We start from the raw sequence: 13208 nt of genomic DNA, 5'->3' as shown, positions 1-13208 counted from the left end.
CATGTTTGGCAAGCGCACCACATTCGGAGGCAATACTCCCGGCGTCAGTCAGGCGCCGCGCCCCATGCCCAGCGCGCCCGCCGAAAAGGCGACGGCGCCTTCGGCCACGCGCCGCGCCAGCGACAGCGACGCCATGGCCGCGCGCATGCGCACCACCGATGAAGTGCTCGATGTGCGCGCCCCCGCCGATGCCCAGCGCGCCAAGGAATATTTCCAGACCAAGTCGGCCATCTTCAACGCGCTGATCGATTCCATCGATCTCAGCCAACTCGCCACCATGGAGAGCCAGGCAGCGCGCGAAGAAATCCGCGACATCGTTTCGGAAATCATCGCGCTCAAATCCATCGTCATGTCGATTTCCGAGCAGGAAGACCTGCTCGAGGACATCTGCAATGACGTGCTCGGTTATGGCCCGCTGGAGCCGCTATTGGCCCGCGACGACATCGCCGACATCATGGTGAACGGCTCCCAGAAATGCTATATCGAAGTCGGCGGCAAGGTGCGGCTCACCAATGTGCGCTTCCGCGACGACGCGCATCTGATGAATGTGTGCCAGCGCATCGTTTCCCAGGTGGGCCGCCGCGTCGATGAAAGCTCGCCCATCTGCGACGCGCGCCTGCCTGACGGCTCCCGCGTCAACGTCATCGCCCCGCCCCTGGCCATTGACGGCGCCGCGCTCACCATCCGCAAGTTTAAGAAGGACAAGCTGACCCTCCAGCAGCTGGTCAAGTACAATTCCATCTCGCCAGAGGGCGCCGAAGTGCTGCGCATCCTGGGCCGGGTGCGCGCGAATGTACTGATCTCGGGCGGTACGGGCTCGGGCAAGACGACCTTGCTCAATTGCCTCACCGCCTTCATCGAGAAGGACGAGCGCGTCATCACCTGCGAGGACTCGGCCGAACTCCAGCTCCAGCAGCCCCATGTGGTGCGCCTCGAAACCCGCCCGCCCAATCTGGAGGGCGAGGGTGAGATCACCATGCGCGATCTCATCAAGAACTGCCTGCGCATGCGTCCCGAACGCATCATCGTGGGCGAAGTGCGCGGCCCCGAAAGCTTCGACCTGCTCCAGGCCATGAATACCGGCCATGACGGTTCCATGGGCACGCTGCACGCCAATAGCCCGCGCGAGGCGCTGTCGCGTCTTGAATCCATGATTACCATGGGCGGCTATTCCCTGCCCAGCCGCACCATCCGCGAAATGATCGTCTCGTCCATCGACGTCATCGTGCAGGCCGCGCGCCTGCGCGACGGCTCGCGCCGCATCACCCATATTACCGAGGTGCTGGGCATGGAGGGCGACGTGATCGTTACCCAGGACGTGTTCGTCTATGACATCCTCGGTGAAGACGCCAATGGCATGCTGATGGGCAAGCATCGTTCCACCGGCATCACCAAGCCGCAATTCACCGAGCGCGCCCGCTATTTCAACGAGGAAGCCAATCTCGTGGAGGCGCTGGAAAAAGCCAATACCGAGCAACACGAAATTCTGGGGATGTAGGCGCCATGAACATGATGGTGCTCATCCTGCTGGTCATGGTGACGGTCGGCGCTGCCGGTTTCGCCCTCGTGCCGTCGGCGCTTGGAAACAAGCAGGCCGACAAGCGCATGAAGGCCTATCGGGGCGACATGCGCACCAATCGGCGCGAGGCCGACGCCAATCGCATCCGCGAAACCCGCCGCAAGAACGTTCAGGAAGCCCTCAAGTCACAGGCCGAGGAAAACGGCAAGAAGCGCCTGACTGTGCCCGACATGCTGTTTCAGGCCGGCATGAAAACAAAGCCCGCCACCTATATCCGCAATTCCGTCATCTTCGGGGCCGGATTGTTCGTCGTGCTGTTCGTGGTGCAGGTGCCGTTCTATTTCGCCGCCATCTTCGCGCTGGCAGGCGCCTATCTGCTGCCGCGCATGTATGTGATGCGCAAACGCAAGAAATACCAGGACCAGTTCCTCACCGAATTGCCCAACGCCATCGAAGCCATCGTGCGCGGGGTCAAGACCGGCCTGCCGCTCAACGATTCCATGCGCGTCGTGGCCAAGGATACCAAGGAGCCGGTCAAGTCCGAATTCGGCCGGGTGCTCGACCAGCAGAGCTTCGGCTTTTCCATGACCGACGCCGTGCAGGTGCTGCTCGACCGCGTGCCGCTGCCGGAGGTGAATTTCTTCGTCGTGGTTATTTCGGTGCAGCAGCAATCGGGCGGCAACCTGTCCGAGGCGCTGGGCAACCTGGCCCGCGTGCTGCGCAACCGCAAGAAGATGAAGGAAAAGGTCAAGGCCATGTCCTCGGAGGCCAAGGCGTCCGCTGGCATTATCGGCGCCCTGCCCATCGTGGTGTCCACGCTGGTTTCCATCGTTTCGCCGGCTTATCTGCTGCCGCTCGTCAACACTTCGGTCGGGCAGCTCTGTCTGGGCATTGGCGTGCTGATGATGGCTACGGGCATTTTCGTGATGAACCGCATGGTGCAGTTCGAAGTCTGATCGGAAGGAGGCAAGATCATGGACATCGTCGATCTTCTGACCCGGAGCGACTTCCTGATCGCCGTACTGGCTGCCATCTCCGCTGCCGCCGTGGTCTTCACCTTCGGCTCCTCGCTCATCGTCAAGCGGGAGCTGAAAGGCCGCATCAGGCGGGTAGCGCTGGAGCGTGAGCGCATGCGGGCCGAGGAAATGTCGCGCCTGCGCGGCACCGGCGCACAGGATGGGCGCGCCTTGATCCGCGGCGGCCGTGAAGTCAAATCCTATATGAAGAGCGCTGTGGATCGCTTCGATCTGAAAAAGGCGTTCCAGGACGACAACACCATGGACCAGCTGGCCATGGCGGGCATGCGGGGGCAGGGGGCACTAACCGTCTTTCTGTTTCAGCGCTTCGTGACCCCGATAGTGGTCTTTCTCGTCGCCGCCCTTTATTTGCTGGTCATCGCGCCCGGCGATCGCCCCGCCTATCTCAACCTGGTCTACGCGATCGGGGCCGGCATCGTCGGCGCCTATCTGCCGGTGCTGATGCTCAAGAACCGTACGCAGAAGCGCCAGCAATCGATCCGCCGCTCCTGGCCCGATTGCCTGGACCTGCTGCTGCTTTGCGTCGAGGCCGGCATGTCGATGGAACACGCCTTCAAGCGTGTCGCCCGGGAAATCGGCGTGCAGAGCGCCGAACTTGCCGAGGAACTGACCCTCACCATGGCCGAACTGTCCTTCCTAGAAGATCGCACCCGCGCCTATGAAAATCTGGGCCGCCGCACCGGGCTGGATGGCGTCAGGGCGGTGATGACCGCGCTGATCCAGGCCGACCGTTACGGCACCTCGGTGGGTCAGGCGCTGCGCGTCATGGCCGAGGAAGGCCGCGAGCAGCGCATGATGGATGCCGAAAAGAAGGCCGCCGCCCTGCCGCCCAAGCTGACAGTGCCGCTGATCCTGTTCTTCCTGCCGGTGCTGTTCATCGTCATCCTTTCGCCGGCCATGATCCAGGTTTTCACCGGCACGGTCGCCTCCACGATGAGCGGTGGCTGAAGGTTCAATATGCTGCCCCTAAAATATCCGGCTGCAAAACCGGCGCGCGCCTGGCTGATCACCACCGGGGCCCTGCTGGCCATAGCCTTGCCCGGTTCAGTATGGCTTGAGCGTCTTTGGAATTGGACCCTGCCGCCTTATGGCGTGAATACGCTGGTGGCGCTTGCGGTCGTGATCGGTCTGATACCGGCATACTTCGTATTGCTGCGGCAAGAACCACCGGAGCCGGGCGATCCGGATTATCCGGATCAGTAGCTCAGCTCTTGTCGATGAGATCCCAGCGGTTCTGCTGGGTCAGCAGGGCGCGGATATAGGCCATGTTGGATTCCACCTGCGCAGCGGGCAGGTCGGCGCCATAAAGGGCGCGGGCTTCGCTGAACCGGCCTTGCAGGCCCACGACCAGCGCCAGGTTCTGCCTTGTCTGGGCAGAGGCGCCACGCATCTGCACCGCGCCGCGCAAATGCTGCTCGGCGCGGGCGAGGTCATTGGTCATGGCGTAGGAAAGGCCCAGATTGGCCTCGATGGAGGCCTGGCCGGGTGCGATCAATGCGGCTTGCGCATAGATCTTGCGCGCCATTTCGTGCTGGCCCATCTGGTCGAGCGTCGCGCCCTGCACCAGAAGCGCATTCCAGTCCGGCGCGTCGGGGCGGATGGCCTTGCCGATCACACTCAGCGACTGCTCGAACCGTCCGGCTGCCGTCAGAGCCTTGGCATAGGCAATGGTGACATTGATGTCGCCCGGATAGGCCAGCGTCGCCTGTTCGAGCGCCGCGATGGCCTGCTCGGACTGTCCAGCGCTGCGCAGGGCAGTGGCATATTGCACGACGACGACGCGATCCTTGGGATTGCGCCGGTAGCGTTCGGTCAATTCGGACAGGCTCGCCTGGCTCGGCGCGATGACACCACCATGGTCGGATCCCGCCATCTGCCCGCGATTGGAGGCGCAGGCCGATAGGGCGAGCGCCGCCACGCCTGCCAGCAGCAGGGGGCGCATGATCCGGGCGATGCGGCGAGTCTGCGACACGATAAGCTCCCGCCGGAATGCGGTTTTCCGGCTTTACCAATCCGCTGAACAATAGATCATTAACCCTAACGTCCGGTTAAACCGGTTGCTGCAGCGAGGCGTGGCCCCCCAAAACCGCGATGCACTTTTCGCCTCGATGCATTAGAAAAGAAGTCAGACAAAGGAGTTCGTCATGGCCAATCCAACCGCAATGCCTCTCATTTTCGTCACCGAGGGGGCGCTGGACGGCGCGGGACTGGACAAGGGCCAGCACGCCTGGGCTCTTGCGCATGGATTTTCCGGGCAGCGCGGCAAGTTGCTCGCCCTGCCGGGCAAGCATGGTGACATTGCAGCCTGGCTGTTCGGGGCCGGGCAGGAGGAAGGCCGTGCGCCCTTTTTGGCTGGATTGGCTGGCGCCGGCCTGCCGGAGGGCACCTATCGGTTCGAGGGCGATTATGGCGACCCGACGCTGGCCGCCATTGCTTTCCGCCTCGGGGCCTATCGCTTCGACCGCTATCGCGACGCCAAGCCCAGCGCCAATCTGATCCTGCCCGAAAAGGCCGACGAGGAAGAAGTCGACCGGCAGGTGGAAGCGGCCAGTCTGGCGCGCGATCTCATCAATACGCCCGCCAATGACCTTGGCCCCGACGCGCTGGAAAACGCGACCCGCGACTTCGCCCGCCGCAATGGCATGGATATTCGCGTCACTTCTGGCGACGACCTGCTCAATGCCAATTTCCCGATGATCCACGCCGTTGGCCGCGCCAGCGCCCAGCCGCCGCGCCTCATCGATCTGTCCTGGGGTGATGAGGCGCACCCCAAGGTGACGCTGGTGGGCAAGGGCGTGACCTTCGATACCGGCGGGCTCGACATCAAGTCGGCGGCCGGCATGTTGCTTATGAAAAAGGATATGGGGGGCGCGGCCAATATTCTGGGCCTGGCGCATGTCATCGTATCGGCGAAATTGCCGGTGCGGCTGCGCGTCCTGCTGCCTGTGGTGGAAAACGCCATTGCCGGCGCCGCTTTCCGGCCCGGTGACGTGCTACGCTCCCGCGCGGGGATGAGCGTGGAAATCGGCAATACCGACGCCGAGGGGCGGCTGATCCTGGCCGATGCCCTCGCGCTGGCCGACGAGGAAAGTCCCGACCTCCTGATCGACATGGCAACGCTGACCGGCGCGGCTCGCGTCGCCCTGGGCCCGGACCTGCCACCTGTCTATTGCACGGACGCCACCCTTGCCGGACGTCTGTTCGAGCTGGGGGCAGGGCTCGAAGACCCGCTCTGGCCCATGCCGCTCTGGTCGCACTACGAGAGCCAGCTGAACTCCAAGATAGCCGACATGAACAATACCGGCTCGGGCGGCTATGCCGGTTCAGTCATCGCTGCCCTGTTCCTGCGGCGCTTTGTCAGGAAGGCAGGCACCTGGCTGCATCTCGATATTTTCGGCTGGGCGTCCGAGGCGCGTCCGGGCCGCCCCTTTGGTGGCACCGATCAGGGGATCAGAGCGCTTTACGCCCTGATCCGCGAGCATTATTCGGCCTGATCGGCCTCATTGCTCTCCGGCGGGGCGTCGCTGCCGCCGCCGGTGAGCAATTCAATCGGATTGGGCAGGATGTCGCCCGGATTGGGGAGGAGTTCGCGCGGCACCACCTCGTCCACCGCTGTCATCTGCTCGACGGCGATCTCGGTGGCGGGGCCATGGCTCTTGGGAAACAGCAGTGGTGCCATGGCAAAGCCGACAAGGACTAGGGCCACCATGCCCCAGCCGGCCCATTTCTTGTGCTTTTCGATGAATTCGCCGGCCACCGGGCCAAAGAAATAGAACAGACCGCAGGGGATGAAATAGCGCATGCCGCGCCCGATCAGCCCATAGATCACGAAGGTCCAGATATCGAGCCCGGCGACGCCGGAGGTGATGGTGATCACCTTATAGGGAATGGGCGAAAGCGCGCCGATCAGGATCATCAGCGGGCCATTGTCGTTAAAGCTCTGGCGCAGCGCCTCGAAGCCGCCGCTGGCGCCATAGAAATCGATGATCGGCTTGCCGATGGAATCGAACAGGAAATAGCCGATGGCGTAACCGGCAAGCCCGCCCGTTACCGAGGCGATTGTGCAGATCGTCGCCAGCCGCCAGGCCCGCAGCCGGTCGGCAACGATCATGGGCGCGAGCATGATTTCCGGGAAAATCGGAATGATCATCGCTTCGAGGAAACACAATGCCGCCAGAATCGGTTCGGCGAAGCGATGCTTGGTTGCCAGTTTCAGTCGATCGTAGAAGCTGATCTTGGCGGGCGTTGCGGTTGTATCGGTCATCTAGTCTCGGGACAAAGTCGGATCGGACACTATGCTTGGACCGGTTTGCGCCATCACACCAGTGAAATTTGCGTGTCAGTAGCCGCGCTGGCGATCCACCACATTGACCAAGGGCTTGCCCGCCTCTGCATCGAGGATGACGCGCGAGAAATAACGCACCCCGCTGGTGACGGTGGAAATGGCCGCGATATGCGGCGTGACATAGCAGTTTTCGAGCGCCCATAGCGGGCTGCTGTCCGGCAGCGGCTCGATTTCGAACACATCGAGGCTGGCCGCGCCCAGTGTACCGTCGCCCAGCGCGCGCACGATGTCGGCTTCCTTCTGGTGCCCGCCACGGGCGGCATTGACGATAACCGGCCCGCCCTCCAGCCGGTCGCGGCGCAGCTTGGCGAAGGTCGCATAATTGAGAATGCCGCGCGTTTCTGGGGTCAGCGGCAAAAGATTGACCAGAATGTCGGTCCCGGCGAGGAAGTCGTCGAGCGCCTCGGCCCCGGCATAGCTGGTGACGCCTTCCACCTGCTTGGGAGTGCGGCTCCAGCTGCGGAGCGTGAAGCCGAGCGGCGCGAGGCGCTGTGCCGCATCCTGCCCCAATACGCCCATGCCCATGATGCCGACGCTGGTTTCCGCCGCGGCGGGCGGGTAAAACTGGCTCCAGCGCCGGGCCTGCTGGTCGGCGCGAAAGCGGGTGAACTGGCGGTGATGCATGGTGACATGGGCCACCACGTAATCGCTCATCCGCTGGCTGAGATCGTCGTCAACGAAGCGCACGATGGGCGCGTCGGGGAGGCGCAGATGCTGCATGAGCGCGTCGACGCCCGCACCCAGCGACAAGACGGCTTCGAGGTTGACGAGGTCATCGAATGCGTCCGGCGTCGGTTTCCACACAAAGACATAGCGCACCGCCGCCGGATCGAAATCATCTCCGCGCCGCACCACCGGATAGGGCGCGAGCTGTTCGGCAAAGGCGCTGGCCCAGCCAGCTTCATCGACATCGGAAAGGTGCAGCAAGAGCATGGGAATTCCTCAAGAAAAAGGCCGCGCTTTTGGCGCGGCCCGATGATCATTGTGTCAGCGGAAGCCTATTGCCCGACCGCCGGTGCAGTGGTCTGGTCGGTGGCGCCGCCTTCGGCAGGCGTACCTTCGACAGCAGTTTCACCCTCGGTCGTGGCTGGAGTTTCGGTGACCGCGGCGGGCGCAGTGACGGGAGCCGAGGCATCTGCCGGGGCGGTTACCTCTGCAGGAACCGCGTCGCTGGCCGGAGCTTCTTCTTCCGTTGCCGCGTCATCGGCGGCGGGCGCTTCGGCCGTGGGGAAGGGCACCGGGCTACCGGACAGAGTCTGGAGATAGGCCAGGATGTCGGCGCGCTCTTCGGGCGATTTCACGCCGGCAAAGGCCATCTTGGTGCCCGGGGCGTAGCCGCGCGGATTTTCGAGGAAGGCGTTCAGATTGTCATAGGACCAGACCTGGCCCTCGCTCTTCTGCTGCAGCAGAATATCCGAATAGGCGAAGCCGTCGGCATGCGCCTTGGAGGCATCGACGATATTATACAGGTTCGGGCCCTGCTTGTTGGGCTCGCCCTCGCCGAAATTGTGGCAGGACTGGCATTTGCGCACGGCGCTGGCGCCACGATCGGCGCTGGCGCTGGCCAGCAGCGCGGCCAGCGGAACGGAGGGAACCTCCTCCACCGGACCGGCGGAAGCGACGGCCTCCGGTTCGGGAAGGGCGTAGCCGGGGCCGCGGCCTTCAATAGGGCTGTAAATGGCCTCGGCCAGAAAGCCGATGCCCATGACGAACAACAGGGTGCCAAGGACGGCGCCTAGAATTTTGTTTAGCTCGAACGAATCCATTTGGTCTCTCTGCCTGTCCATCCCCTGCGGACATTGAACGAGGCTGGCCAAAAATCCGACCCCCGAAATAGGGAATCTGCCTCAACCGGCCAACCCGACGCGCGCGGAAGATAGTATCAAGCCCCACAAGGCGCAACAGGTCAAACCATCGGTGCGACACTTCGAGCCGACCGCATGGCGGTAAAATCTCTCCGGCGACGAGATTTTAGGCGAGAAGGCCATGAGAGCTGTGCTCGAATGGCGGGCGGACCGCATGGCGGTATAATCTCTCAGACGGAGAGATTACAGGCGACGAGGCCATGAGGCTGGGGGGCTTGTCCGAAGGACGAGCAGCGCCGGTGGCGCTGCGAAAACCCCGGCGGGCGACGAAAGCCATGCTTGACCGGCAGCGAGAATGGCAGGCCGGCCGCACAGTGATAAAGTCTCTTCGGCGGGAGAATTCCGTAGAGCGGCCACAGAAGCGGCTCCGATTGACACTGGCCTGCCCGCGCGTCAAAACGCGGCTGCCAATCGTGCACGGAACCTTTCTCATGACCAAAAAGATTGCCTTTCAGGGCGAACCCGGCGCTTTCAGCCATGCTGCGGCTCTGAATGTGTTCCCCGATGGCACCTTCCTGCCCAATGTGACCTTTGAAGAAGCCATGGCCGCCGTTCAGTCCGGCGCCGCCGACCGGGCCGTGCTGCCGGTGGAAAACTCGCTTTATGGCCGCATTACCGACATCCATCATCTCCTGCCCGAAAGCGGCCTGTACATCGTCGGGGAGACTTATCTGCGCATCGAAATGAACCTTTTGGCCGTGCCCGGCGCCAGCCTCGAGGACATCAAGGCGGTGCAATCGCAGCCCCCGGCCCTGGGTCAGTGCCGCAAATTCATCGCCGATCACAATCTGCGCACCATCAACGGTTCCGATACGGCCGGCTCGGTGCGCGAAGTGGGTGCGCGGGGCGATCGCAGCGTCGCCGCCATCGGTTCGCGCCTCGCCGGCGAGATCTATGGGCTCAATCTGTTGCAGGCCAATATCGAGGATGCGGGGCACAATACGACACGGTTCCTGGTCATGTCGCGTGACAAGCAAGAGGCGGCGAGCGGGGGAGACAAGGTCAAGACCACCTTTATTTTCCGCGTCCGCAACGTGCCCGCCGCGCTCTACAAGGCCATGGGGGGCTTCGCCACCAATGGGGTCAATATGACCAAGCTGGAAAGCTATATGGTGGGCGGCGCATTTACCGCTACCCAGTTCTACGCCGATATCGAGGGCCATCCCGACGACATCGGCGTGCAGCACGCTTTCGACGAGTTGAAATTCTTCACCGACAAATTCCGCATCCTGGGGGTCTATCCCGCATCCGAGGCGCGTTGACACGCGCCTTTCCCCCGCTATCGTCCGCCCATCATCATTAAGGAAAAGCCATGTCGCACGCCCAGCTCGCCCAGATCATCGACGCCGCCTTCGAGCAGCGCGCCGAGATCAATTTCGCCACCAAGGGCGAAATCCGCGATGCGGTCGACAGCGCGCTGCGCCTGCTCGACAGCGGCGAGGCTCGCGTCGCTGAAAAGGTCGGCGGCGACTGGCAGATCAATCAATGGCTCAAGAAGGCAGTGCTGCTCTCCTTCCGCCTCAATGACAATGAACTGATCTCGGGCGGCCCGGGCGGCTCGTCCTGGTGGGACAAGGTGCCCTCCAAGTTCGATGGCTGGAATGAAAGCCGCTATCGCGAGGCCGGTTTCCGCGCCGTGCCCGGCGCCATCGTGCGCGCCTCGGCCCATATCGGCAAGGGCGTGATCCTGATGCCCAGCTTCGTCAATCTGGGCGCCTATGTCGATGAAGGCACCATGGTGGACACCTGGGTGACGGTGGGCTCCTGCGCCCAGATCGGCAAGAACGTGCATATTTCGGGCGGCGTCGGCATTGGTGGCGTGCTGGAGCCCTTGCAGGCCGGCCCCGTCATCATCGAAGATAATTGCTTTATCGGCGCCCGTTCGGAAATCGTCGAAGGCGTGGTCGTCGGCGAAGGCGCGGTCATCTCCATGGGCGTGTTTATCGGCGCCTCGACCAAGATCGTGGACCGCAGCACCGGCGAAATCCATATCGGCAAGGTGCCGCCCTATTCGGTGGTGGTATCGGGCAGCCTGCCCGGCAAGCCGCTGCCGGACGGCACCCCCGGTCCCAACCTTTACTGCGCCGTCATCGTCAAGACCGTGGACGCCCAGACCCGTTCCAAGACCGGCATCAACGATCTGCTGCGCGATTGATCGCCTGCCGGCGCTGGTCGAGCCCGCGCCGGCGTCCTATCTTCTTGCCGTTAATGGCCTGATTCCAGGCCCGGAGGGGGACAGATGGACACTATAATTGCACTGCTGACGACGCGAGAGGGCCGCATCGGCCGCCAGCAATGGTGGATCGGCGTGGTGGCGATGATCGTGGTTTCGATCATTGCCTCCATCGTGCTGGGCATTTTGAGTTTCGGCAATCAGGCGCTGCTCGGCTGGCTCGCCGTTCTGCTCAATCTGGCGCTGCTCTATCCGGCCTATTGCATCGGCATCAAGCGCCGCCACGACCGCGACAATGACGGCACCGATCTCAAGATCCTGCTTGGCGGCTCCGTGATCCTCAATCTGTTGCAGGCCAGCGGCATCGGCGCCGACATGGTTGATGTCGGTGGGGGAATCATCATGCCGGTGCCGGCCCTGTGGCTGGGCCTCGTCAATCTCGCCTATGCCGTTTTCGCTATCTACATGTTCGTCCAGCTCGGCTTCCTCAAGGGTACGAGCGGGTCGAACAATTACGGCCTCGACCCGCTGGACGGCGCCGCCTGAACCTGATCGGAGCCTTCGTGACCATAGACCCGCTGCTGCTGCTCGAACGTCTCATTGCCTGCCCCTCCGTGACCCCGGAGGCGGCGGGCGCGCTCGACCTGCTCGAAGCTGAGCTCACCGGCATCGGTTTTGCCGTCAAGCGCCTGCGCTTCGAGGGGGATGGCTCCTATCCGGTGGACAATCTCTTCGCCACGCGCGGCGAGACTGGCCGCCGCCTGCTTTTCGCCGGGCACACCGATGTGGTGCCGCCCGGCGACGTGGCCCATTGGACCACCGATCCCTTCACCCCGCGCATTGCCGATGGCAAGATTTACGGGCGCGGCGCCGCCGACATGAAATCGGGCATTGCCGCCTTCGTTGCCGCCTGCGTCGCCATTCCGCCCGAGGCGGGGATTATCCAGCTCGCCATCACCAATGACGAGGAAGCCGACGCCATCAATGGCACGGAAAAACTGGTGCGCTGGATGCACGACAATGGCCATGGCTTCGATTTCGCCATTGTCGGGGAGCCAAGCTCAACCGAAAATCTGGGCGACAGCATCAAGATCGGGCGGCGGGGCTCTTTTTCCGGAAAGGTGACGGTGACCGGTACGCAGGGCCATGTCGCCTATCCGCACAAGGCCAATAATCCCCTGCCGGTGCTGGCGGCTATCGCCACTGCACTGTCGTCCGAGCGCATCGACGCGGGCACGGCGCATTTTCCGGCAAGCAATCTCGAACTGACCAGCATCGATGTGGGCAATCCAGTTTCCAATGTCATTCCGATGAGCGGCATTCTGCGCTTCAACATCCGCTACAACGATCTGTGGACGCCCGAGACGCTGGCTGGCTGGGTGCGGACCCGCATCGAGGGCGTCGAAGCGAACCAAACGAAGATCGATTTTGAGATTGCGGGTGTGCCTTCCCGCTCCTTCCTGTCCCCTCTCGGCACCGACATCGACACGCTTTCCGCCATTCTGGCCGAGCGCAATGGCAAGACGCCCGAATTGTCGACCGGCGGCGGGACGTCGGATGCCCGCTTCCTTGCCCAATATGGGCCGGTCGTGGAATGCGGCCTCGTGGGGCCGAGCATGCACAAGGCCGACGAGCATATCGCTGTGAGCGACCTCACCGGGCTCACCGAGATTTATACGAGTTTCATGCAGCGCTTTTTCGCCGGGGGTCCGGCGTGAAAATCTGGCAGATCCTGCGCGAGGCTTTTACCGGCTGGCTGCTGATCCTGCGCGGCGAAGCGGGCTGGGAAAACCATTTCCGGCTCAATGCGCCCGGTCTGGTCACGGCTTTGGCCCTCTATTACGTCTTTGCCTTCCTGGCCGTCATGCTCGCCTCTTTTCAGGTCGGCGTGCCGACGCTGGGCGGGTTCCTGGACATCATGGTGGTGCAGTCGCTCTGGCTGCTGGCGCTGCTGATCGGCGTCTTCGTCACGCGCAATTTCCTCAAGGCGGAGGGCTCGTCGCTCGGCCTGCTGGTGCCTGGCATCTATGCGCTGATCGCCTATCTGGTTCTGGGCTCGCTGGTATCGCTCACCTTCGGCGTGCTGCTGCCGCTATTGTGGATCGGGCTGGTCTGGATGCTCTATCGGCTCGGGCGGGCCGCAGCGGGCTGGAGCATCGGCGTATCGGCGGCTTTCGCTCTGTTGAGCGTCGTGCTGCTTGTCGGCCTGCCCATGAGTCTTTACATGCTAGCGGCAACTTTTGCTCCCATTGCCTGAGACGAGATTTAT

Annotated in this window: 14 protein-coding genes; 10 read left to right on the top strand and 4 right to left on the bottom strand. The window is 63.0% G+C overall.

Features of this window, described 5'->3' with window-relative positions; translation table 11 throughout:
- Position 1 precedes the first annotated feature (1 nt).
- From H0482_RS14100 to H0482_RS14085, 4 genes are read left to right on the top strand one after another with little or no spacing between them, the layout of a single operon-like run.
- Positions 2-1498 carry a CpaF family protein gene (locus H0482_RS14100; protein WP_230989662.1) on the top strand — a complete coding sequence of 499 codons (1497 nt, stop codon included), beginning with the start codon at positions 2-4 and terminating at the stop codon, positions 1496-1498.
- 5 nt (positions 1499-1503) lie between these two features.
- Positions 1504-2475 (top strand): type II secretion system F family protein, encoded by a 972-nt coding sequence (locus H0482_RS14095; RefSeq protein ID WP_193730717.1) that lies wholly within the window; start codon positions 1504-1506, stop codon positions 2473-2475.
- An 18-nt stretch (positions 2476-2493) separates the two neighbouring features.
- The gene (locus H0482_RS14090; RefSeq protein ID WP_193730716.1) at positions 2494-3504 is read left to right on the top strand and encodes a type II secretion system F family protein; all 1011 of its coding nucleotides are present in this window, start codon (positions 2494-2496) and stop codon (positions 3502-3504) included.
- A 9-nt stretch (positions 3505-3513) separates the two neighbouring features.
- Positions 3514-3759, top strand: coding sequence for a hypothetical protein (locus tag H0482_RS14085; protein ID WP_193730715.1), 246 nt, complete (start codon positions 3514-3516; stop codon positions 3757-3759).
- Position 3760: 1 nt separating this feature from the next.
- On the opposite strand, the gene H0482_RS14080 is transcribed toward H0482_RS14085, so the two are convergent.
- Positions 3761-4528, bottom strand: a complete 768-nt coding sequence (locus tag H0482_RS14080) for a tetratricopeptide repeat protein (protein WP_193730714.1) — start codon at positions 4526-4528, stop codon at positions 3761-3763.
- 172 nt (positions 4529-4700) lie between these two features.
- On the opposite strand from H0482_RS14080, the gene H0482_RS14075 reads away from it, so the two are divergent.
- Complete coding sequence (locus H0482_RS14075; protein ID WP_193730713.1) at positions 4701-6050, top strand: leucyl aminopeptidase family protein; 1350 nt, start codon at positions 4701-4703, stop codon at positions 6048-6050.
- Here H0482_RS14075 and H0482_RS14070 read toward each other — a convergent pair.
- The 3 genes from H0482_RS14070 to H0482_RS14060 all read right to left on the bottom strand — a co-directional run bounded on the left by H0482_RS14070 (position 6038) and on the right by H0482_RS14060 (position 8667).
- On the bottom strand, positions 6038-6820 hold the full coding sequence (locus H0482_RS14070; protein ID WP_193730712.1) for a YqaA family protein: 783 nt from the start codon (positions 6818-6820) through the stop codon (positions 6038-6040). The genes H0482_RS14075 and H0482_RS14070 overlap by 13 nt on opposite strands.
- A gap of 75 nt (positions 6821-6895) precedes the next feature.
- The gene (locus tag H0482_RS14065; RefSeq protein WP_193730711.1) at positions 6896-7834 is read right to left on the bottom strand and encodes a 2-hydroxyacid dehydrogenase; all 939 of its coding nucleotides are present in this window, start codon (positions 7832-7834) and stop codon (positions 6896-6898) included.
- Between the two features lie 65 nt (positions 7835-7899).
- Positions 7900-8667 (bottom strand): c-type cytochrome, encoded by a 768-nt coding sequence (locus H0482_RS14060; protein ID WP_193730710.1) that lies wholly within the window; start codon positions 8665-8667, stop codon positions 7900-7902.
- A gap of 530 nt (positions 8668-9197) precedes the next feature.
- Here H0482_RS14060 and H0482_RS14055 point away from each other — a divergent pair.
- From H0482_RS14055 to H0482_RS14035, 5 genes are all read left to right on the top strand, one after another.
- On the top strand, positions 9198-10028 hold the full coding sequence (locus H0482_RS14055) for a prephenate dehydratase (RefSeq protein WP_193730709.1): 831 nt from the start codon (positions 9198-9200) through the stop codon (positions 10026-10028).
- A 50-nt stretch (positions 10029-10078) separates the two neighbouring features.
- On the top strand, positions 10079-10921 hold the full coding sequence (gene dapD, locus H0482_RS14050; protein ID WP_193730708.1) for a 2,3,4,5-tetrahydropyridine-2,6-dicarboxylate N-succinyltransferase: 843 nt from the start codon (positions 10079-10081) through the stop codon (positions 10919-10921).
- An 84-nt stretch (positions 10922-11005) separates the two neighbouring features.
- Positions 11006-11485: a DUF805 domain-containing protein gene (locus H0482_RS14045; RefSeq protein ID WP_193730707.1), complete on the top strand. Its 480-nt coding sequence runs from the start codon at positions 11006-11008 to the stop codon at positions 11483-11485.
- A 17-nt stretch (positions 11486-11502) separates the two neighbouring features.
- Complete coding sequence (dapE, locus tag H0482_RS14040; protein ID WP_193730706.1) at positions 11503-12657, top strand: succinyl-diaminopimelate desuccinylase; 1155 nt, start codon at positions 11503-11505, stop codon at positions 12655-12657.
- A complete protein-coding gene (locus tag H0482_RS14035; RefSeq protein WP_193730705.1) occupies positions 12654-13196 on the top strand; it encodes a hypothetical protein in 543 nt (180 codons plus the stop codon). The genes dapE and H0482_RS14035 overlap by 4 nt, the downstream gene beginning before the upstream one ends.
- Positions 13197-13208: the final 12 nt, after the last annotated feature.

This window comes from Devosia faecipullorum (assembly GCF_015158295.1).
GTDB lineage: Bacteria > Pseudomonadota > Alphaproteobacteria > Rhizobiales > Devosiaceae > Devosia > Devosia faecipullorum.
The sequence above is the reverse complement of the archived record's forward strand: the minus strand, read 5'-3'. Positions and strand labels throughout refer to the sequence as shown.

Bases quoted from the DNA above. Each gene is read 5' to 3' on its own strand.
- H0482_RS14085 (WP_193730715.1), top strand. From the start codon at position 3,514: ATGCTGCCCCTAAAATATCCGGCTGCAAAACCGGCGCGCGCCTGGCTG.
- H0482_RS14075 (WP_193730713.1), top strand. From the start codon at position 4,701: ATGGCCAATCCAACCGCAATGCCTCTCATTTTCGTCACCGAGGGGGCG.
- H0482_RS14095 (WP_193730717.1), top strand. From the start codon at position 1,504: ATGAACATGATGGTGCTCATCCTGCTGGTCATGGTGACGGTCGGCGCT.
- H0482_RS14055 (WP_193730709.1), top strand. From the start codon at position 9,198: ATGACCAAAAAGATTGCCTTTCAGGGCGAACCCGGCGCTTTCAGCCAT.
- H0482_RS14045 (WP_193730707.1), top strand. From the start codon at position 11,006: ATGGACACTATAATTGCACTGCTGACGACGCGAGAGGGCCGCATCGGC.
- H0482_RS14070 (WP_193730712.1), bottom strand. From the start codon at position 6,820: ATGACCGATACAACCGCAACGCCCGCCAAGATCAGCTTCTACGATCGA.
- H0482_RS14060 (WP_193730710.1), bottom strand. From the start codon at position 8,667: ATGGATTCGTTCGAGCTAAACAAAATTCTAGGCGCCGTCCTTGGCACC.
- H0482_RS14065 (WP_193730711.1), bottom strand. From the start codon at position 7,834: ATGCTCTTGCTGCACCTTTCCGATGTCGATGAAGCTGGCTGGGCCAGC.
- H0482_RS14090 (WP_193730716.1), top strand. From the start codon at position 2,494: ATGGACATCGTCGATCTTCTGACCCGGAGCGACTTCCTGATCGCCGTA.
- H0482_RS14100 (WP_230989662.1), top strand. From the start codon at position 2: ATGTTTGGCAAGCGCACCACATTCGGAGGCAATACTCCCGGCGTCAGT.
- dapD (WP_193730708.1), top strand. From the start codon at position 10,079: ATGTCGCACGCCCAGCTCGCCCAGATCATCGACGCCGCCTTCGAGCAG.